This is a genomic window from Thalassolituus alkanivorans (assembly GCF_020447205.1).
GTDB classification, from domain to species: Bacteria; Pseudomonadota; Gammaproteobacteria; order Pseudomonadales; family Oceanobacteraceae; genus Venatoribacter; species Venatoribacter alkanivorans.
Genome location: NZ_JAJAEL010000006.1, coordinates 511,090 through 531,726, shown reverse-complemented (window position 1 = coordinate 531,726; position 20,637 = coordinate 511,090). Strand labels below are relative to the sequence as shown.

Below are 20,637 nucleotides of genomic sequence, written 5' to 3'. Positions count from 1 at the left end.
GTCAGTTTGCCATTTGCAGTGCGACTTCGATGGCGGTCAGCAGGCTGCCGCTGTCAGCCTGTCCGGTAGCGGCAAGATCGAGCGCCGTACCATGATCGACCGAAGTCCGGATTACGGGAAGTCCCAGGGTTATATTGGCGGCGCGGCCGAAGCCGTGAAACTTGAGCACCGGCAGGCCCTGATCGTGATACATGGCCAGGGTTGCGTCCGCCTGTTGCAGATGCTTGGGAGTATAGAGGGTATCGGCGGGCAGTGGGCCAATCAGATCCATGCCTTCATCGCGCAGCTGCTCAAGGGTCGGAATAATAATATCCAGCTCTTCACGGCCAAGATGGCCATCTTCTCCGGCATGCGGATTCAGACCAGCAACCAGAATGCGCGGTTTGGCGACACCAAAGAAGGTTTGCAGATCGTGATGCAGAATACGGGTTACGCGTTTGATGCGATCCGGGGTAATGGCATCGGCGACAGCGCGCAGCGGTAAGTGAGTGGTTACCAGGGCCACACGCAGATCGCTGGTGGCCAGCATCATCACCACTTCTTCAACGCCACAGTAGTCGCGGAAGTATTCGGTATGACCACTGAAGGCGATGCCGGCGTCATTGATAATGCCTTTGTGCACCGGGGCGGTCACCATACCGGCCCAGTGTTTATCCAGTGCGCCCTGTACGGCGACGCGCAGGGTTTCCAGCACATAGGCGCTGTTGGCTTTGTCGAGCTGTCCGGCACGTACCGGAGCACGCAGACTGACCGGACAGACGGTCAGCTCGCCGGCGGCGCTGGCAATGGCTTCAGCAGCCGGGTCAAACTCACGCAGGCGCAGTGGCAGGCCAAGCTGCTCTGCGCGCTGCATTAACAGATCCGGGTCGGCAATAACGACGCGTTCGCAGCTATGCGGCTGTTGTGCAATCTGAATACACAGATCCGGACCAATGCCTGCAGGCTCTCCGGAGGTAATGGCCAGGCGCAGCGTCATGGACGCTCCTTGATATCAACATAGGCTTCGGAGCGGATCTTACGCAGCCAGATTGGCAGTTCTTCTTCAAAGCGGCGGCCGTACAGCATCTGGCGCACCTGATTGCGCTGGTTTTCGGCGCCGACATCGGTCTGGCGACGGTCTTCAACCTGCAGAATGTGCCAGCCGAACTGGCTCTCGAACGGCGCGCTGATTTTTCCGGCACCGGTCTGCTGCATGGTGGCATCGAATTCCGGCACCATGTCGCCCGGATTCACCCAGCCCAGATCACCGCCACTGGCGCCGCTGCCCGGGTCATCGCTGAATTCCTGTGCCAGAGCGGCAAAGTCTTCACCGGCCTGCAGGCGCTGATACAGCTGATTAATCAGCTCTTCTGCCTGCTGCTGGTCACGTACTTCGTTGGTGCGGATCAGGATATGGCGGGTTTTGGTCTGGGTAATCAGCTGGGTGTTGCCACCGCGTTTATCTTTAAGCTTGATGATGTGATAACCGCTGGCGCTTTTGATCGGCTCGGAAATGCCACCCACCTGCAGCTTAGGTGCCACCGGGGCGAAGATGCCCGGCAGCTGGGCTTCTTTACGCCAGCCCAGATCGCCACCATCGAGGGCGGTACGGCCACTGGATTCAGCAATGGCCATCTGCCGGAAATCGGCGCCATTACGCAGTTTCTTCACCAGCATTTCGGCTTTTTTAGCGGCGGCCTGCAGATCGGCCGGTGAGGCCTCAGAAGGCACGGCAATCAGGATATGGCCCAGATTGTATTCCGCGGCAGAAGCCATTTTGCCCAGATCGGAGGCGAGGAAGTAATCGACGTCCTGATCGGTGATCTGAATACGCTCACCGACCTGAAAGCGTTGTACGCGGGATATGCGCATTTCATTCAGAATCTGCTGGCGGGCGCTGGCAAAGGACACACCTTCTTTTTCCATCGCTTTCTGGAATTGCGGCAGCGTCATATTGTTCTGTGCAGCAATGCGCCCCAACGCTTCGTTCAGCTGAGCATCGCTGATACGGATACCGCCGCGGTCAGCCATCTGCAGCTGAATGCTTTCCAGAATCATGCGCTCCAGCACCTGAGCACGCAGCACATCGGCCGGCGGCAGAGCGCCACCGGCATTCTGGCGTTTTACGCTGTCAATGCGTTCAGTCAGTTCACTGGCCATCAGGATGTCGTCATCGACAACGGCGACCACTTCATCAATGGGTACCGGAGCAGCCAGCGCGTGCTGACTTGCCAGGGCAAAAATACTGCTGAGCAGGAGGGTTTTAATAGTCATGGTATTGTCGTCTTGAGTATCCGGTTATGCCTTCACTGATAATTTCGTCGGTGCCACTGCCGAAGCTGCCGAGACCTTTGAGCTGAATGCTGAGCATAAAGCCGTAGCGTTTGTCGGTGCTGAATTCGGCATCAGCATCGGTATCTTTGGGCGATGTTTCGCGGTACAGCATCTGTACCCGCCAGCAGCAGTTCTGGTACTCGATACCGGCCAGGGATTCGAGTACCGGGCTGACCGGCTTTTTCTCGGTGCTGTTGCTGTCATAAGAGCGCAAATCGCGCAGCTGGCGTCCAACCAGTGCCCAGCGGTCGGTCAGCGACCAGAAGAAGCCCGCATCCAGCTGCTTGGTGCTGGTCAGCACTTTGTCGGTTGTGTTGTTGTAACTTTGCACCGTGTTGGTGGCAACGTTCAGGAAGCGGTTATTCAACCCTTCAAAGCGCACACCATAACGACGCTGACGGGCAAAGTCTTCGTAGGTGTCCCATTCCAGCGTGTGGTACAGCGACCACTTTTCATCCGGGTTCCATTCCACTTCGCCCAGCGTACTGGATGTGGCCTGAGTATCCGCGTCAGGCACGGTGCTGCCGTTCAGCTGCACCAGACGGTCCTGGTTGTACCAGATACGACCGACGCTGGCGCGGAATTGTTCCAGACCGTCATCGCGGATAAAACGCGTGGTCAGACCGGCGCTGACCTGATCAAGGTCGGCCAGACGGTCGCCACCGGTAAAACGGTCGCCGTTAAACAGGCTGGCGTAGGTGACGGTGGTTTTGGTGCTGTCGAAATTAGGAATCTGATCCTGCCCGGCCAGATACGGGCTTTTCACCCAGAACAGACGTGGCTCCAGCGTCTGCTGATAGTCGCTGCCAAACCAGTCGAATTCGCGCTCAAAAAACAGACCGGCATCGACACTGTAGCGGCCGGTTCCCTGGCTGACGTCCAGCTCGGTGTCGGTGAGCGTGTCGTCGGCGTTGGTCAGTTTATAGTTGCGTTGGCGGAATTCGGCCTTGGGGAGGAGAAAACCAAATGGCCATTCCAGCGGGTAGGCAATGCTGGTGTCGGACAGCAGGCGGTCACCGTTGAGGGCAGCAAAGCCGCTGAGGGTTTGTTCAATGTCGTTAATAATGGCTTCGTCTTCGCGGGTAAAACGGGTGGCCTGCAGGCGTTGCTGAATCTGCAGGGCATTGATCACCAGTGGCTGATAACTCAGGTTCAGCTGTGGCAGACGGCGGTAGGGACGGTTACCGAGGGCGATGGTTTCGTCGATGGTCTGGAAACTCTCGGCGGTAATATCAAAATGCCAGCTGTTCTGATCCCAGAGAATCTCACCGCGGCGTGGCAGGTGGGTGGTGCGGTCGATGGCCGCAGTCGGACGCATATCGCTGAGGTAATCTTTGTCGCTGATGTTGTTGTATACCCAGCGGTGCTGCCAGCCAGCGCCCAGTTCACCGGATTGCTGATAATTCACCAGCCAGCGTTCTTCGCCTTCGGTAGCGTCTTTATTGAGATAGCCGTAGTTCAGTTCGCCGTCACCAAACCAGCGGGTTTTGTGTCTGAACTGGCTTTCCCACAGCATGCCGCGGTCGAGAATATGATGCGGCACGATGGTGGCGTCGGCATTGGCGGCAATGTTCCAGTAAAACGGCAACTGAATATCTTCCGCCTGAGCATATTCATTCAGGGTGAATTTCGGATCGAGAAAACCGGTCATGCGCTGGTCGCCGATCGGGAAGCGGTAATAAGGAATATACAGCACCGGTACTTCGGCCACGCGTACACGGGTATGCCAGGCGCTGCCGATGCCTTTGTTCTGGTCGAGGTGCAGTTCACTGGCGGCCAGATCCCAGTCGTTCTGTCCGGGCTCACAGAAAGTGAAGGTGGCGTCGGTTAAATTAATCTGGCCGGCTTCGAGGGTTTCGATATGATCGGCGGAGCCACGGAAATGACGCTCCGGTACGGAATATTCGGCTTCGTAAAAATGCACTTCGCCATCACTCTGGCTGATGCTGGCCGATTCCCCCTGCAGCACAACCTGAGGTGCCTGCAGTGACACATTGCCATGAAATTCACCATAGCCACGGCTCTGATACCAGCTGGCGCGGTTGGCACGTAACATACGATCCTGCTGCTGCAGCAGCACATCACCGCTCATCTCGGTGTCGCCGTTTTTATTCAGGGTGGAGCTGTCGGCTTCCGCTTCGATCCGTTCTGAGTCCAGTGGCGTAATAGCGGGAATACGGTAATTACCACTGCAGAATTCCGGCAGAGCCTGTTGCTCTTCTGCTGTCAGTTCGGCGCGGTCGTACCAGCTCAGTGGATGCGTGCTGGTGTTAATGACCGGCGCGGCGCTGGCCTGTTCTTCTGCCTGTGCGGGCATAATGGCCAGAGCACTGAGTACAGATCCTGCCAGCAGCGGAGCAGGCAGCAGAGCTTTGCTGAAGCGGGCGGCGGGGCGCAGGAAAAAGGGAACCAGGCGCTGAATGTAAGGACAAATCTGAGTCATGAGCGGCTGTAGCGCCTATCCATATTGAGTATGTTATCTTAACGCGCACAGTAACTTATTAACCGGGGTGCCGCGCAAGGCGCCCAATTCTAGAACGACTAACCCTGAGAGGCCAGCATGGATCAGCGGCGGGACAATCTCGCTCAATGGGCGGTGGCGATGATTCGCCAGCATTCCGATTTTGATGTGACCGCAGAAATGGACATGGTATCCGGAGACGCAAGCTTCCGGCGCTATTTTCGTCTGCGCTGTTTGAACCACAGCTGGATTGCAGTTGATGCGCCGGCCGATAAAGAAGACAACCCGCGTTTTGTGCGTATCGCGCAGGCCTGGTACAAACACGATGTGGCCGTACCTAAGGTGCTGGCATACGACTTTGACCAGGGCTTTATGCTGCTGGAAGACTTCGGCGACCAGATGCTGTGGCCGGCGCTGCATGCTGACGGTGTCAGCAGCGCGACGATACAGGGGCTGTATGAACAGGCCATTACCCAGTTGCTGCATATTCAGGATTTACCGGCCGATAATCTGCCACCTTACGATGCGGCACTGCTCGATCAGGAAATGGCGCTGTTCCGCGACTGGCTCTGTGTGCAACAGCTGGGAATGACGCTGAGCAGTGCTGAAGAACAGCTGCTGGCCGACACCTTTGCCTTATTAAAAGCCAATGCGCTGGCGCAACCGGTGGTGGCTGTGCACCGCGATTATCATTCACGCAATCTGATGCTGCGCGCTGACGGTTCACTCGGTGTAATTGACTTCCAGGATGCGGTGGCTGGTCCGGCCACCTACGACCTGGTGTCTCTGCTGCGTGATTGTTATGTGCGCTGGCCGGCGGCGCTGGTTGATGAACTGGCAGCTTCTTACTGGCAGCAGGCACGGCCGCGCGGTATTTATCTGGGCGAATGGAACCAGTTCCAGCGCGATTTTGATTTTATGGGAATGCAGCGTCATTTAAAGGCCGCCGGTATTTTTGCGCGGCTGAATCTGCGTGACGGTAAGAGCGGTTATCTGGCGGATATTCCTAACACCTGTCAGTACCTGCTGGAAATCAGTGGCCGTTATGAAGAATGTGCCGCCTTCCATCAGTGGCTGGCTGAGGTCTTTATCCCGCAGCTGGATAAACTGCCGGCTGCGGGTACTGACCAGCGTCGTGACAGCAGCGCTGAATGAAAGCCATGATTCTCGCCGCCGGTCGCGGCACCCGGATGGCGCCGCTGACCGATAACTGCCCCAAACCGCTGTTGCCACTGGCGGGTAAAGCGCTGATTGTTCACCATATCGAAAAACTGGTGGCTGCCGGTATTACCGAGCTGGTGATCAATCACGCCTGGCTTGGCCATATGCTGGAGCAACAGTTGGGTGATGGCTCGGCCTTTGGTGCGCAGATTCAGTATTCGCCGGAGGCCAGTGCGCTGGAAACCGGCGGCGGTATTCTGCAGGCGTTACCCTTATTAACTGCAACAGGGCAGGAGCCGTTTTTGCTGGTTAATGGTGATGTCTGGACCGACTGGGATTACCAGCAGGCGCTGCAGGTTTCACTGGCGAATGATCTGGCGCATTTATGGCTGGTGGATAACCCGGATCATAATCCCGCCGGTGATTTTGCTCTGCGTGATGGCAGGGTTCTGAGTGGCGGGAATATTCACCACGATCGCCTGACCTTCAGTGGTCTGAGTGTGTTGCGGCCGCAATTGTTTGACGCTCAGGAAGCGGGGGCTTTTCCGCTGGCACCGTTACTGCGCCGGGCAATGGACGCCGGCCGTGTGGGCGGCACTCATTTGCGCCAGCGCTGGGTGGATGTCGGTACGCCACAGCGACTGGCAGAACTGGATGATTATCTGCGGACGACGGCTTTATGAATTTCTGGTTTGGTAAAGCCATGGGCGCGGTGATTGGTCTGTTCAGCGGCGGCCCTTTTGGTTTGCTGGTCGGCGCCTTTGCCGGGCATCTGTTTGATCAGACACTGGGGAAGGTGTTGCTCGGCCACGAGCCTTCAGCGGCTTCTGGCAGCCGCAACGAACGGGCACAGGTGCAGCAGGTGTTCTTCCGCGCGACTTTCCGTGTGATGGGACGGCTGGCCAAGGCCGATGGCCGGGTCAGTGAGCAGGAAATTGATGCCGCCAGCCATATCATGGATCAGATGGGGCTGACCGGGCCGCAGCGTAATAATGCGATTCAGTTTTTTACCGAAGGCAAAGACCCGGATGTGGATTTAATGCCGGATCTGAACCGGCTGCGTGAGCTGTTCGCCCAGCGTGCCGGACTGGCGCAGATGTTTCTCGAAATTCAGCTCAGCGTGGCTTATGCCGATGGTCGCCTGTCGATTGAAGAGCGGCGTCTGTTTGACCGCATCTGCCGCGCGCTGGATATCGGTGCTTTTCAGTTTGAATGGATTAATGGCCGGGTGCAGGCGGCGATGCGCGGTGCCGGTCAGCGCCAGCAGCAGTCGCGGCCGGGTGCGCAGCCACAAAGTCAGTTACGCGATGCCTACACCGTGCTGGGCGTTACCCCCGAGGCAACGGACGATGAACTGAAAAAAGCCTATCGCCGTTTAATGAGTCAGCATCATCCCGACAAGCTGGTGGCCAAAGGTTTACCGGAAGAAATGATGAAACTGGCGAAAGAAAAAACCCAGGAAATTCAGACCGCTTACGATCTGGTGCGCAAAGCGCGGGCTTAATCTTTATGCCGGCTAGCGACCAGGGCGGGTGAAGCGCTCGCTGGCTTTTTTATCCAGCCAGCGTCCGAACCGGAGCAGCTCCTGATGGGCAATAATCAGGCTGACCAGCAGCAGGGCAAAGCCGATCACCGGCCAGCGGCTGGAAATAATCCAGGATGCTGCATAAATTGCGATAACCGATAGCAGCACTTTGCCAACAATATTGAGCAGGAACTCCCAGGGACCTTTGCCTGGCGGCAGTGTTTTTCTGATGGGCATGCGTAATTCTCAGAAATCCTTCACCTTACCGCGCATATTTTTAATCGCACCGCGTTTGGTTTTACTGTCGACCCGTTTCTTTTTCGCAGAACGGGTCGGACGGGTGGCAATGCGTTTGGCCTGAACTTTACTCACACTCTGAATTAATTGCTGTAAGCGGGTCAGGGCATCCAGCCGGTTCTGTTCCTGAGTGCGGTATTGCTGCGCCTTGATAATAATAACGCCGTCCTGAGTGATGCGCTGATCACGCAGGGCGAGCAGTTTTTCTTTATAAAATTCAGGCAGGTTGGATGCCTGAACGTTAAAACGCAGATGAATAGCGCTGGACACTTTATTCACGTTCTGACCGCCGGCGCCCTGAGCGCGTATCGCGGTCATATCGATGTCAGACCAGGGAATGCTGACGCTGTGGCTGATAAACAGCGGGTCGGTAATATCGTTCATGCGTTGTTTTAACGTCGCCTTTCTTTAATGGCTGGTTTTAATCCGGCGCCTGTAAATCAGTGTCTTCAAACAGGAACTTTGGCCAGATGAAAGGCAATGGCCCAGAAGTGACAGAAGCCACCGCCAATCACAAATAAATGCCAGATTTCGTGGAAGCCAAACCATTTCGGCCAGGGGTTTGGCCATTTGGTGGCGTAGACCACCGCACCAATGGTGTAGCTCAGGCCGCCGTACGTAATCCATTCCAGTGCGCCAGCGGGAATCTGATCTAGCAGCGGATAAACAAACACCACCAGCCAGCCCATCAGCACATAAATGACGGTGGAGAACCAGCGTGGTGCGCTGATCCATACCAGTTTAAGAATGACACCGGTCAGTGCCAGTCCCCAGACCACGCCAAATAACCACCAGCCGCTGCTGCCGTGCAGTGGCACCAGACAAATCGGTGTGTAAGTACCGGCAATCAGCAGAAAAATCGCCATATGATCGATACGCTTCAGCCACTGAATGACTTCTTCTGAAGCATGGATCATGTGATACACCGTACTGCTGGCAAACATCAGCAGCAGCGTGGCACCAAAAATCATAAAGGACACCATATGCCAGACACCGCCGTACATAGCGGCCTGAGCGGCGAGAATACAGAGGGCAACAATGGCAAAAACAGCGCCGGCGAGATGGGTCAGGCCACTGATGGGATCACGGAAAACAGCATGCATAGCGTTACAACTTATTTATGGTTTGGGTGAGAGCTGCGTATGATACGGGTTTTTATCCGGGCCTGTTAAATCAGACTGTACAGGCTCTGTCTGTCTGAGGATTAACGTGCCCGCGGAGTCTTCCCCTTGCTGGAGCCTGTATCTGGTCCGTATGGCCAGTGGTCAGCTGTATTGTGGTATCAGTACCGATGTTGAACGGCGCTTCGCTGAACATTGCGCCAATGGTGCTAAAACCGCGCGCGCGCTGCGTGGCCGCGGCCCTCTGGCGCTAGTTTATCAGACGGCGGTGGGCGCCCATGGCGATGCACTGCGGGCAGAAATACGGGTAAAAAAACTGCCTAAGGTTGAAAAAGAGAAGCTGATACGCGGTGAGCGTCCCTTGCCCTGAGGCCTATCTGGGCAAGGGAGTTGTGACTGCCTGGCAATAATCAACGGCGACGATGAACAACTGCAGCCAGTGCCAGCAACCAGATCAGAGCGCCACCGGAAGAGCCGGATTTTTTGCCTGGCTCTGTTGGATCAGGATCGGTTGGATCAGGATCGGTCGGGATAACAATCTCTGGCCAGCTATCGGCCTGACCATCAGCATCGGCATCCATTAAAGAAGCCTGCGATAGTTTCAATCCCGGTACTTGTTCCTGAGTGCCAAACACCCACAGTGTTTCATTCTTATTGTTTTTACTGCTATCCCAATCGCTGAACTGCAGGCCGTCACAGGCATCAGCGGCGCTGGCGCACTGGATATGAGCCAGATCGAAGTTCTGGTTCGGAATCAGGGAGCCGTATCCTTTACCTTTGGCACGCTTTGCCAGATCGCGGGCTGCGTGGGTGTTTGTTACATCAGTCAGCGTCATTCCACCGCTTTCACCGGTCAGCGCGCCTATAAAGCGGGTGGTATCGCTGTCCTCTGGTAAGCGCACGGTGCTGATAATCCGTAACAGCGAGCTGTCTTCCATTGAGCCTGCAATGCCACCGGCACGGGCATAAATCTGCTCGTCGAGATTAACTGTACCGCTGACCAGAGAGTCACTGATTTCAGTTTTATTAATGGAGCCTGCAAGAGCACCGATTTGGGTCCGGCCACTGGCGGTAACGGCGACAAAGCTGCGTTTAACCGTACTGCTGATGGTCGGGTCTGTGGACGAGGTCGCTGTCATTCTTCCAACCAGGCCGCCGATATTTTTATCACCGCTGATGTTGCCCTGTACGCCTGCTTCATCAACATTGCTGTCGCTGAGATAGCCGGCCAGACCACCGCTGCTCTCTTCACCGCTGACGGTGGTTTTCAGCAGAATGCGGTTGATCATCAGCTCTTCACCTGAACCGATCAGGCCGCCGTTATCACGGGCATCGCAGAACGGTTGGCAGTTTTGTTCTTCACTGGCGGTAGCCGTTACTTTTGTCTCGGCCTGAATTTTCTGGAACAGGCTGTGCCAGGCGTAGCCTGCCAATGCCCCGGAGTTACCACCACCTTTAACATCGGCGGTCAGTATCAGGTCATGAATACTGGCGAGTTCCAGGTAGCCGAACAGTCCGGTGAAGTACTCGCCGGGACGATTAATCGTGAGATTGAGTAACGCATGGCCCTGACCGTGAAATTCCGTGGCGAACTTCAGATTGAAGTTACCAATCGGCTCAAAGCCTTTGCCTTCATTCCAGAACTGATCCCCCTCATCGAAGAGGCCATTGCTGTTGGTATCGAAATTCAGGTTGCGGGTCAGCTCGTAGCCATTACAGCCCCTGGCCGGACAACCGCCATTGGCACCGTACAGGTGGGTGCCCTGAATTTCTGTTGGGCGTTCGGCCGATGTGTTATTGCGGATCTCGTTCAGATCCTGCAGGTCTTCGATTTCAATCAGACCATTGTGGTCGCTGTCATAGATATCTCGGGGGGCAGCAATGCTGAGTGCCGAGGCAAAGGCCAGCAGGGCGGGAATGAAGGGGGTTAAACGCATAACGGCTCCGGACGTCCTGTTCTCAAAAACGGAATGATAATGGATACAATCTGATACAAAAATCAAAAATGTACCGATTTCACTGTTCCTCTGATGAAACAGCTCAGGTCATGGGTTGTACCCTGCATAAGCCACCGATCGACTCTGGCGGATTTGGATAGTGACCACTTAAAGCGGGTGTGGTACAAAAGTACACAATTGCCAGACAATAACAATAAAGGTCGTTCTCATGCGTGTTCTTCTCTCGCTGTTGGTGTTCGTCTCGCTGACGGGCTGCGCAGCTACTCAGGAAATTTTTGTTCAGCAACCTTCAGCTCATAGCATCGCGGCAGAAAAAGTGCCGACGGCAGGTGCGGTATCGGTCGATATTACGCCGCCGCCGGGTATGCCGATGGGTGGCTATTCGGTGATGGCTAACCGTGGCCAGGGCTTCCGTACCCGGATCAAGGCGCGGGTGGTGTATATCAATGATGGTAAAGGGCAGTCAGTGGCGCTGGTGCAGACCGACCTGACGGCTGCTTCGCTGTTGTTGCAGCATGAAGTAGCCGCGCGGGTGGCGGAAAAAACCGGGCTCAAGCCGGGTGATATTGCCATTACGGCTTCCCACAGCCACTCGGCGCCGGTGAATTTCTTTGATAACGATTTTTATAACAAGCATATGTCCAGCGGCCAGTGGCTCGAACCGGATTTTCTGGAATTTGCCGCCAGTCGTATCAGTGCCGGCATTATTCAGGCTTATGAGTCGCGTCGTCCGGCTAAAATCGCCACCGGCAAAAAAGACATTTACGGCTACAACCGTAACCGCTCCCTTGATTCTTATGTGCTGAACAGCGATGTGCAGGGGGTGGATCTGGATGACCCGCAGGCTAAGTTTGAAGCTGTTAACCCATCGCTGTATATGGTGCGGGTGGATGTGCGCGATGATGACGGAAAATATAAACCACTGGGTGCTTTCTCCAGTTTTTCAGTACACGCCACGGCGCTGAGCGTACCGGTTGAAGTGTATAACGCAGACCTGTTTGCCTACGCGCAGAAAGATCTGGAATGGAAAATCCGCGACCGCTACAAAACCTCCTGGCCAGTCGTGCATGCGCTGAGCACCGGTACTCAGGGCGATATGGCACCGGCACTGGAAGAACATGGTGATAACTACTTCGGTCATTTCGATGTCGACTGGAAGGCCGCGAAAAAACTGGGTCAGGGCATCGGTGGTGAAGCCATCAGTCTGTTTGAAGCACTGGGCTCAGAGCTGAGCAGCGATATTCAGCTGGCCAGTGCCGCGCGCGAGCTGAATATCCGCGAGCATACCAAGGCTGGTGACGTAGAAATCTGTCATGACGCGGCGGTAGGCAATACCGTAGCGGCCGGTGCTTATGAACGCCGTACGCCATGGCTGAGCGCGATTCCGTTCTTCCATGGTGGCAATGTGATGGCGCGTCGCTGGTGGTTCTTTAAAGATGGTTGTCAGGGTAACAAGCGCCATCTGGGGTTCTCTTTCCTGCAGCCGCTGCTGGAGCCCAAAGACAGCTTCCCGAATACCGTGATGTTCCAGCTGCTGCGCATTAATGACATGGTGGTTCTGCCGCTGCCGTTTGAAACCACGACTGAATCCGGTCGTCGGATTTCGGCCGCCGTCAATAACACTTTTGCTGCTGCCGGTGAGGATGTGAAATACGTCTGGGTGGCCAGCAACGCCAACGGTTATTTTGGCTACACCACCACGCCGGAAGAATACTCCCGCCAGAATTACGAAGGCGGGCATACCCTGTACGGTCAGTACACTACACCTTATCTGGCAGCACAGCTGGGTACGCTGGCGCAGGATTTTCTGCAGAATGGCCGCGTGCAGGAATTAAAACCGGAATGGCGTTATGAACTGAAGGTTAACCACTTCCTGCCGGAGGCTGTTGTCAGCAACGGCAAGCGCGAGTGGCTGCAGCTTCCGCATGAGGTAAGTGCTGAAGAGCCCAATGAAGAAAGCTACGTAGCAGTACAATGGCTGGATCTCGGCCCGGATCAGATAGCCTTTGATCAGCGTCTGGTGCGTGTTGAACATAAAGTCGGTGATCAGTGGCAACAGCTGGTGATCAATGGCGAACCCGTGCACGATGACGGCTACGATATCGAAGTGCGTTATCTCGATGACAGCGACAACGGTATGGCGGAATACGAAAGCCGCTGGTATAACCCGGTGGTTGGGGGAGAATACCGTTTTATCATCGAAGCGCGGGACAATCAGCCGCAGATAACATCGGCCAGCTTTACCTACGGGAGTGGCAGTGCAGGTGTTGCCTTAGCTGAATAACGTCTGAATTGGGCTGTGGCGTGGTGGAATAACCCCGTCGCAGCGCCGGAATTGACGCCTGATGCCGGAGTTTCTGCAAGAATCTCCGGCTTTTTTACAGTAATGTCACATTGCTCCTTTAGATTTGGCGCCCCCGTTGAGTAGAATGACCCGCTGATATTTCCAGGGATAACAACAAATACCATGTTCAAAGCCATTTGGGCGGCCCGCTGGTTTGTAGTGCTGGGCGTTTTAACCTTCATTTTTGTTCTTGTCATCAATACACCGCTGCATTTTGTCTGGCGCTATGTTGAGCCACAGGCAGGACGTCTGCCGTTAAAAATTGAGCAGGTGTCCGGCACGTTATGGGATGGACGTCTGCGTTTTGCTGTTCCGCAACTGCGGGATCTGGGCAGTCTCGATGCCCGCTGGCAGCTTAGCCCTCTGGCGCTGCTGGCTGGTCGCGCTGATTTTGATTTAAGCGTGCTGGGCGATGGTGTGCGTTTAAAGAGCGCCGCCCGCATTGGCCTGGATCAGCAATTGCAGATTCTCGGTGCCGATGGTTATCTCAATGCTGATAAAATCCAGCCGCTGCTGACCCGCAACCGGGTGTCGGTTGCCGGCGAGTTTGAGCTGAACCGCCTGCTGGCCAGTGTGAATCTGCAGACCCGGCAATTCTCCGATGTCTCCGGCCGACTGGTGTACAGCGGAGGAGAGGTTGGCTTCCCGGTAGATAACAAGCCTATCCGCGCAACCATGCCAATGCTGATCGGCACGCTGGGAATGGAACCGGAAAAAGCCGTGCTGAATATTGAAACAACGGAAGGCCAGGCATTAATCCAGGGCTTTATGCAGCAGGACGGTTGGGGCGGGATCGCTATCCGCCGGCGCTTTCTGGATGTGTTAGGGCAGAAGTGGCCAGCCGAAGCCACAGAAGAAACAGTAATTTTTGAAGTGTCTCATAAGGTTCTGTAACCTTGGGCGCTTCGTTTACGGAGTAAGAACGTTTTGGCAGACAAGGTGGCTGAGTTAATGAGCTGGCAGCGCTGGACGCTGGTGCTGGGGAAGACAGCCCTGACCGTCCTGTTATCCTGGCAGCTTGCGCATCTGACCTGGCTGATTGTGGCGCCGGAACCGCTGCTGCTGAAGGCGCCATCGCAGTCCCGCGGTGATGCTCAGAACGGCGGGACAGTGGCAGGGACAGGCCAATATCATTTGTTCGGGGATGTTACCGCACAACCTGTTGAGGCTGTTGCCAAAGAGGTAGATGCTCCGGATACACGCCTGCGACTGCAGTTGCTGGGTGTGACCCGCAGCACCAGCAATGAAGCATCCAGTGCCATCATTGCGCCGAAAGGTGGTCAGGGAGAGTTTTACCGCATCGGTGATGCGGTGCAGGGACGTACACGTCTGGCCGGTGTCTATGACGATAAAGTCATTCTCGACACTAACGGCAAGCTGGAAACCCTGAAATTTGACGAAGAATCCACCGCCGGCATCACGGCCAGAGCGGTTGCAGCGCCACGCCCGGAGGTTAACCGCAGTGGTTCTTTGCGCGAGCGTTTTAAGCAGGTTCGCAGTCCGTCAGAATTTATGAATATGGTTACCGAAGAGGTTGCCGGAGATGCGGAAGGCGCCATGCAGGAAATGGGGCTGGAAGCTATAGGCTCAGGTCAGGGATACCGTGTGCAGCCCGGATCGGTGCTGACAGCCTTGCAGATGCAACCCGGTGATATCGTGTTGTCAGTTAATGGCCAGGCGCTGGGTGATCCGCAAAGCGATCAGCAGTTATTGCAACAGGTAAGCAGTGAAGGCAACGCGCGCATTGAAGTGCAGCGTGGCAACAGCCGTTTTGTTGTTAATCACAAGATTAATTAAAGGATATTGAGTGTGTTAAAGCAGTGGGCATTCGTCATCATGCTGTTGGTCAGCGCCGTAACACAGGCCGCGCAGGACAGCTGGCAGATTAATCTGAAGGAAGCGGATATCGGTGCCTTTATCAGTCAGGTCGCTGATATTACCGGCAAAAGTTTTGTCATTGATCCGCGGGTTAAAGGCAAAGTAAACGTGCTTTCCAGCGAAGCGATGAACAAAGAAGGCGTTTACGAGCTGTTTTTATCGGTATTGCAGGTTCAGGGCTATGTGGCTGTACCGGCCGGCGATGTCATTCTGATTGTGCAACAGAACGATGTTAAACAGCAGGGACGTGATCTGGATGAAAGCGTCGCAGTCGACAGTCAGGAACTGCTGACCAAAGTCATCATGATTAAAAATACCCCGGCGCTGGATCTGGTGCCGATTCTGCGTCCGCTGGTGGCTAAGTATGGTCATCTGGCTGGGGTGAAATCTGCCAATGCCCTTATTATTTCTGATCATGCGGCCAATATTCAGCGTATTGAGCAAATCATTGACCGTCTGGATAAATCCGGTAGTGAAGAGCTGGAAGTGATCCAGCTGAAAGAAGCCTGGGTTGGTAACGTGGTTACCATGCTGCAGAGCCTCGATCCGGCCAAGGTATCACAGGGTACGGCTGCCAATGCTAACGAAAATACCGCCGGCTCTATCCGTGTGGTGGCGGATGAGCGCAGCAATCGTCTGATTATTAAAGGTGAGAAAAGCGCCCGCGAACGTATCCGCAAACTGATTGAAGAGCTTGATCAGCCATCCTATTTCTCCGGCAGCGCCAAGGTTATCCGCCTGCAGTATGCCGATGCGAAAAAACTGTCTGAGCTGCTGAAAAATCTGCTGTCGGACGCATCTTCTGCCGCTGATAAAGATGCCTCGCAAGCTAAAGGAAAAGCCGGTATTCATGCCGATGAAGAGCTGAACGCACTGGTGGTTCGCGCTGAGCCATCACTGATGAAAGAAATTGAAGAGCTGGTGGCAGCGCTGGATGTACGCCGTGCACAGGTGCTGATTGAATCGGCCATCGTCGAAGTTACCGGTGATATCACCGATGCGCTGGGCGTGCAGTGGGCAACCGGTAACCTGGATGCGCCGGTGGCTGGCACCAACTTCTCTAATTCCGGCCCGTCACTGAGTACGATTGCTACCGGCATTGCTACCGGCAATCCGGCTTCGGCCCTGGGCAGCGGCCTGACCATTGGTGGTTATCATGAAGTAAACGGCGAAGTGGATTTTGGTGTGATTTTGCAGGCGCTGGCCAGCAACAGCCTGACCAACCTGCTGTCGACGCCGAGCATCATGACGCTGGATAACCAGGAAGCAGAAATTATTGTCGGCCAGACCGTTCCTTTCCGTACCGGTTCTACGGCTTCAAGCAGCAACACCAACCCCTTTACCACGATTGATCGTAAAGACGTCGGTATTTCTCTTAAAGTTAAGCCGCATATTCATAATGGCGAAGCTATTCGCCTGGAAGTGGAAGCGACGGCTGAGTCGGTATCGCAGACCACTATTGATGGCAGTGCGGACCTGATTACTAACAAGCGCTCTATCAAGACTATGATTTTGTCAGAGAACGAAGAAACCATCGTACTGGGTGGTCTGATCCGTGACGATATCCGTGAAGTGGAAAGTAAAGTACCACTACTGGGCGATATTCCCCTGCTGGGCTGGTTGTTTAAATCGAAGTCGGTGACACAGGTGAAGAGCAACCTGATGGTGTTCCTGCGTCCGACCATTGTGAACAATACCGGCGTTGCGCGTAAGCTGACGGAAGATAAATACAACGGCATCTGGGAATTCAGCCTGTCGGATAAACTGGGCCGGGAAGATGTTGATGCCCAGCTGGAAAAACTGTTCCAGGGATTACCGGGTAATCGTAAGAAAGATTAACAACACCTGCAGTGTTACCGATAAAAAAGCCCCGTTTTACGGGGCTTTTTATTTATCGCTCTTTTAAATTATTGAGCAAGTTCCAGTGGGTTGATTCCGGCTTTGCGCATTAAATCAATCAGGCCGATTAATGGCAGACCGATCAGGCTGGTGCCATCACGGCCTTCCAGTTTTTCAAATAAATTAATGCCCAGCCCTTCCACTTTAAAACTGCCGGCGCAGTCATAAGGCTGCTCGAGTGCGACATAACGTTCGATCTCTGCCTCGCTGAGATTGCGGAAATGCACATGGAAAGGCTCGGTCAGCGAATAATATTCGCCACTGTCACTGTTCAGCAGGCACAGACCGGTATAAAAACTGACGCGCTGGCCATTGGCGCGTTGCAGTTGTGCAACGGCGTTGTCGTGGTTGCCGGGCTTGCCGCAGATCTGGTTATTCAATACGCAGGTCTGATCACTGCCAATAATCCAGTGCTGCGGATATTGTGCGGCCAGTGCCCGGGCTTTTTCGTACGCCAGACGGGCGACGTAATCCTGCGGCGATTCGTTTGTTGATGGTGTTTCGTCAATATCCGGGCTGGCGCAGTCAAAAGGAATACGTAAGCGGGTCAGTAATTCGCGGCGGTAGGGTGAACCGGAGGCAAGCAGTAGCTTCATAGTTTTACCGTTTTCACAGATATGCGGATATAAAAAAACCGGGTAAAAACCCGGTTTTCTTTTTACCACAAAGGCCGATTAAGCAGCGAAGTTCGCGTTGGCGAATTCCCAGTTAACCAGAGCCCAGAAACCTTTCAGGTAATCAGGACGTACATTGCGGTAATCGATGTAGTAAGCGTGTTCCCACAGGTCAACAGTGATCAGTGGAGTCAGGCCTTCAGTGATCGGAGTGGCGGCGTTGGAAGTGTTAACAATATCCAGAGTACCGTCAGCTTTTTTCACCAGCCAGGTCCAGCTTGAACCGAAGTTGTTAACAGCCATATCGTTGAACTTGGCCTGGAAATCAGCAAAAGAACCGAATGCTGCGTTGATAGCATCTGCTACTGCGCCAGTAGGCTCGCCACCGCCGTTAGGGCTCAGGCTGTTCCAGTAGAAAGTGTGGTTCCAGATCTGGGCTGCGTTGTTGAATACGCCACCGGAAGAGGTTTTGATGATTTCTTCCAGAGTTTTGCCTTCAAACTCAGTGCCACCGATCAGACCATTCAGCTTAACCACGTAGGTGTTGTGGTGCTTACCGTGGTGGAAATCCAGGGTTTCGGCAGAAATGTGCGGTTCCAGTGCGTCTTTTGCGTACGGCAGGGCAGGTAATTCAAATGCCATGGTGTCTCTCCATTCATTACTGAGTCGGGTTGCATATCTTGCGGGATTATCAAAGCTCTGTAAGGATCGGCCATTACAATGCTAAACCGGCAGAACTTCTTTAGAGCCCGAATCATAGCACCACTGTATTTGGGGTGCTATTCATGCGGTTTGTAGGGGTATTGAACAGACTGTCTCTGTTACATGCTATAAGCCTTTGGCAAGGCGTATGACAGCCAGAACAGAATAACAGCGTTCAGAATTTATACTGACGGCAGATGCCGTTATACTGGGCGCAATAATAATGACGACGTTTTCGTGGGGGCAAAAAAATGGATAAAGAAAAAGAACCGCTGGTGCCGGATATGAAGCCATCGCAGGAAGATATTGCTCTGCGCCAGAAACAATTGCAGGCCCGCCGTATTGCCGCTCAGCGTGCTGCAGCAGCAAAAGCAGGCCCATCGGCAGCAGCGCTTGCAGCAGCTCCGGCGCAGAAACAGACGCTGGCTGTTGTGGCATTGGTGGTCGCTCTGGGAATGGGAGGGCTGGCAGGCTTTCTGTTTATGCAGCTGCAGACTCTGCAGGGACAGTTTGCCAACGCTGAAACCCTGCTGAAAAGTCAGGCTGCCAATATTAATGTGCTGAATGAAAAGCTGTCGGTTACTGGTGAGAATGCCAACCTGTCGCTGGATGCTCTGAAAGTGATTATCAAAGAGCACGATGCCGAAATCCGTAAGCTGTGGGATGTGGCGAATAAGCGCAATAAGGCTGATATCGCCAGCAATGAAAAAGCCATTACGGCGTTAAAAGGATCGCTGGCCGGTCTGGATAAAGAGCTGAAGGCCAGTAATGACAAACAGCAGAAAGCTCTGGCGGCAAACGATGCTGCGTTGCAGAAAAAACTGGATGCCAGTCTCGCCGATATGAAGAAGAAGATTGCCAAAGTCGAAGCTCAGGTTCTGGCAATGCCGGCGGAAACCGAGCTGCGGGTGGCGCAGAACACTGAGTCCATTCAGTCTCTGGAAGCGGCAATGACCAAGATGCGTCAGAGTGGTGCCGGCGGTAACCTGGCCGATATGAAGCTGGAAATTGAAGATATTCAGATCCGTCTGGATCGTATCCAGAACGCCCTGGGTGGCAGCGCACAGTAATGTCGCTGTCCGCGTTATGTCAGCGTGGTGCCACGGCACCACGTCTGTCTCTTGAGCAGGATGCGGCGCTGCTGCGTCGTGAACTTGCCACTTCTTTTCGTACCCTGACATCCGTTGAAGTCGCCTGGCAGCATGGTCAGCGTGCGGCTACGCCGGGAACGGCATTTTTCTGTGGTTATCAGGCGGCAATGCGCCAGCTCGATCCACAACTTGCGGCCGACGCCTGGGCGGCATTCTGTATCTCTGAAGCCGGGTTACGTTCTTTGCGGCAGATGCAGACCCGTTTTGATGAACGAACTTCCTGCCTGAATGGCGAAAAATCCCATGTCATGCTGGCCCGCCGTGGGCTCGACCTGTTGTATGTGGTTGCTGTCTGCGATGATGATCTGGTGTGTGTGCAGGTAACGGCGGATGCCGCAGGGGTTGAACCTCTGGAGGCGCGTAAAGAACAGCCCTTTCTGCCGGATGTTCCCCATACGCCGGTGCACTTCAGTAATGTAACTGTTACCTCTGCTTATCGTTGCCATCATGCCCATCAGCAGCTGAACAAGCCCTTCCGTTACTGGGAAGATGTGCACGTGGCACTGGCATTCAGTGGTTGGCTAATGGTTAATGCCGATGCTGACAACACGCATTCGCTGGTCGCTGCGGCGGGGCGGTTGGCAGATATCTTCTCTGCCCGGCCACAGGATTATTCTCTGGCGGCTCTGGATGCGCTGGAGGATGTGCTGGCTTGTCAGGATGAGCTGCTGCCGCTGTTAGCCGATGATGCCAGAGCATTGTGGTTACGTGACCGTATTTTGCTGCAGCTTGCAGTGCCTTTGCGGGGAAAGATCCGTGCGTCTCTGATGGCCGCGCAAGCCAGCGTTTAACGGACGGTAATGGTTACTGATGCGGCGCCGGTGCTGACGTTGGTTGGCAGGGACAGGGGAGCGGTTTCTATTGCCGGCATCTTCTCGCTGTCGCGGGCAGTCAGTGTTTCGCTGTCCAGATTGTCAGTGTTCTGGGTATGCGGATCGACGTCAATGCTGTCAGGGGTTTTGACAATCGTTTGCGCCATCTCCTTATTCAGCAGTCGTGAAAACTGAATGCTTTGCGAGGTTGAGCGGTTATAGCGCTGTGCATGACTGTAATCGTAATGGTGGGTGCGCTGCCTGGCTTCTTCTATGGCGGTGAATATATCGTTTGAGTAATACTCGTCATGAGGATTAACCGCCGCCGCGCAGAAACTCAGCGTGGCAGCAAGAATACCTGACAGGCCCGTCATCACTGTTTTCATTATCACCTCCGTTAC

The 20,637-nt window shown here is 54.6% G+C and carries 20 protein-coding genes; 10 read left to right on the top strand and 10 right to left on the bottom strand.

Features of this window, described 5'->3' with window-relative positions; all coding sequences use genetic code 11:
- Position 1 precedes the first annotated feature (1 nt).
- Genes pdxA through LGT44_RS04325 form a run of 3 tightly spaced genes read right to left on the bottom strand, consistent with a single transcriptional unit; the run spans position 2 to position 4,756 of the window.
- Positions 2-976, bottom strand: a complete 975-nt coding sequence (gene pdxA, locus LGT44_RS04335) for a 4-hydroxythreonine-4-phosphate dehydrogenase PdxA (protein ID WP_230331621.1) — start codon at positions 974-976, stop codon at positions 2-4.
- Positions 973-2,253, bottom strand: a complete 1,281-nt coding sequence (locus tag LGT44_RS04330) for a peptidylprolyl isomerase (protein ID WP_230331622.1) — start codon at positions 2,251-2,253, stop codon at positions 973-975. Before LGT44_RS04330 ends, pdxA begins: the two co-directional genes overlap by 4 nt.
- Positions 2,243-4,756: an LPS-assembly protein LptD gene (locus tag LGT44_RS04325; RefSeq protein WP_230331623.1), complete on the bottom strand. Its 2,514-nt coding sequence runs from the start codon at positions 4,754-4,756 to the stop codon at positions 2,243-2,245. Before LGT44_RS04325 ends, LGT44_RS04330 begins: the two co-directional genes overlap by 11 nt.
- A gap of 117 nt (positions 4,757-4,873) precedes the next feature.
- On the opposite strand from LGT44_RS04325, the gene LGT44_RS04320 reads away from it, so the two are divergent.
- The 3 genes from LGT44_RS04320 to djlA are packed head-to-tail and all read left to right on the top strand — an operon-like array spanning position 4,874 to position 7,439.
- Complete coding sequence (locus tag LGT44_RS04320) at positions 4,874-5,929, top strand: aminoglycoside phosphotransferase family protein (RefSeq protein ID WP_230331624.1); 1,056 nt, start codon at positions 4,874-4,876, stop codon at positions 5,927-5,929.
- Positions 5,926-6,618, top strand: a complete 693-nt coding sequence (murU, locus tag LGT44_RS04315; RefSeq protein ID WP_225693063.1) for an N-acetylmuramate alpha-1-phosphate uridylyltransferase MurU — start codon at positions 5,926-5,928, stop codon at positions 6,616-6,618. The genes LGT44_RS04320 and murU overlap by 4 nt, the downstream gene beginning before the upstream one ends.
- Complete coding sequence (djlA, locus tag LGT44_RS04310) at positions 6,615-7,439, top strand: co-chaperone DjlA (RefSeq protein ID WP_230331625.1); 825 nt, start codon at positions 6,615-6,617, stop codon at positions 7,437-7,439. Before murU ends, djlA begins: the two co-directional genes overlap by 4 nt.
- 12 nt (positions 7,440-7,451) lie before the next feature.
- On the opposite strand, the gene LGT44_RS04305 is transcribed toward djlA, so the two are convergent.
- The 3 genes from LGT44_RS04305 to trhA form a co-directional block, all read right to left on the bottom strand.
- On the bottom strand, positions 7,452-7,697 hold the full coding sequence (locus LGT44_RS04305; protein ID WP_230331626.1) for a hypothetical protein: 246 nt from the start codon (positions 7,695-7,697) through the stop codon (positions 7,452-7,454).
- Positions 7,698-7,706: 9 nt separating this feature from the next.
- On the bottom strand, positions 7,707-8,141 hold the full coding sequence (gene arfB / locus LGT44_RS04300; RefSeq protein WP_225693066.1) for an alternative ribosome rescue aminoacyl-tRNA hydrolase ArfB: 435 nt from the start codon (positions 8,139-8,141) through the stop codon (positions 7,707-7,709).
- A 65-nt stretch (positions 8,142-8,206) separates the two neighbouring features.
- Positions 8,207-8,860: a PAQR family membrane homeostasis protein TrhA gene (gene trhA, locus LGT44_RS04295; RefSeq protein ID WP_145466404.1), complete on the bottom strand. Its 654-nt coding sequence runs from the start codon at positions 8,858-8,860 to the stop codon at positions 8,207-8,209.
- A gap of 106 nt (positions 8,861-8,966) precedes the next feature.
- Here trhA and LGT44_RS04290 point away from each other — a divergent pair, with 106 nt between their 5' ends.
- Positions 8,967-9,248 (top strand): GIY-YIG nuclease family protein, encoded by a 282-nt coding sequence (locus LGT44_RS04290; RefSeq protein ID WP_230331627.1) that lies wholly within the window; start codon positions 8,967-8,969, stop codon positions 9,246-9,248.
- Positions 9,249-9,288: 40 nt separating this feature from the next.
- Here LGT44_RS04290 and LGT44_RS04285 read toward each other — a convergent pair whose 3' ends face one another.
- Entirely contained in the window at positions 9,289-10,815 is a 1,527-nt protein-coding gene (locus tag LGT44_RS04285; protein ID WP_230331628.1) for a hypothetical protein, read from the bottom strand.
- Positions 10,816-11,044: 229 nt separating this feature from the next.
- On the opposite strand from LGT44_RS04285, the gene LGT44_RS04280 reads away from it, so the two are divergent.
- The 4 genes from LGT44_RS04280 to gspD all read left to right on the top strand — a co-directional run bounded on the left by LGT44_RS04280 (position 11,045) and on the right by gspD (position 16,897).
- Positions 11,045-13,120, top strand: coding sequence for a neutral/alkaline non-lysosomal ceramidase N-terminal domain-containing protein (locus LGT44_RS04280; protein ID WP_230331629.1), 2,076 nt, complete (start codon positions 11,045-11,047; stop codon positions 13,118-13,120).
- A 183-nt stretch (positions 13,121-13,303) separates the two neighbouring features.
- Positions 13,304-14,074, top strand: a complete 771-nt coding sequence (gspN, locus tag LGT44_RS04275; RefSeq protein WP_225693070.1) for a type II secretion system protein N — start codon at positions 13,304-13,306, stop codon at positions 14,072-14,074.
- A 33-nt stretch (positions 14,075-14,107) separates the two neighbouring features.
- The gene (locus LGT44_RS04270; protein ID WP_230333526.1) at positions 14,108-14,977 is read left to right on the top strand and encodes a type II secretion system protein N; all 870 of its coding nucleotides are present in this window, start codon (positions 14,108-14,110) and stop codon (positions 14,975-14,977) included.
- A gap of 12 nt (positions 14,978-14,989) precedes the next feature.
- Positions 14,990-16,897, top strand: a complete 1,908-nt coding sequence (gene gspD / locus LGT44_RS04265; protein ID WP_145466398.1) for a type II secretion system secretin GspD — start codon at positions 14,990-14,992, stop codon at positions 16,895-16,897.
- A gap of 68 nt (positions 16,898-16,965) precedes the next feature.
- On the opposite strand, the gene LGT44_RS04260 is transcribed toward gspD, so the two are convergent.
- Both LGT44_RS04260 and sodB read right to left on the bottom strand, forming a co-directional pair.
- Positions 16,966-17,553, bottom strand: a complete 588-nt coding sequence (locus LGT44_RS04260; RefSeq protein WP_230331630.1) for a Maf family protein — start codon at positions 17,551-17,553, stop codon at positions 16,966-16,968.
- Between the two features lie 78 nt (positions 17,554-17,631).
- Positions 17,632-18,213 (bottom strand): superoxide dismutase [Fe], encoded by a 582-nt coding sequence (gene sodB, locus LGT44_RS04255; RefSeq protein WP_145466396.1) that lies wholly within the window; start codon positions 18,211-18,213, stop codon positions 17,632-17,634.
- A gap of 311 nt (positions 18,214-18,524) precedes the next feature.
- On the opposite strand from sodB, the gene LGT44_RS04250 reads away from it, so the two are divergent.
- Together LGT44_RS04250 and LGT44_RS04245 are read left to right on the top strand one after the other, a co-directional pair.
- Positions 18,525-19,343, top strand: a complete 819-nt coding sequence (locus LGT44_RS04250; protein WP_145466395.1) for a hypothetical protein — start codon at positions 18,525-18,527, stop codon at positions 19,341-19,343.
- Positions 19,343-20,215 (top strand): hypothetical protein, encoded by an 873-nt coding sequence (locus LGT44_RS04245; RefSeq protein ID WP_230331631.1) that lies wholly within the window; start codon positions 19,343-19,345, stop codon positions 20,213-20,215. Before LGT44_RS04250 ends, LGT44_RS04245 begins: the two co-directional genes overlap by 1 nt.
- Here the strand turns inward: LGT44_RS04245 and LGT44_RS04240 are convergent.
- Entirely contained in the window at positions 20,212-20,622 is a 411-nt protein-coding gene (locus LGT44_RS04240) for a hypothetical protein (RefSeq protein WP_225693073.1), read from the bottom strand. The genes LGT44_RS04245 and LGT44_RS04240 overlap by 4 nt on opposite strands.
- Positions 20,623-20,637: the final 15 nt, after the last annotated feature.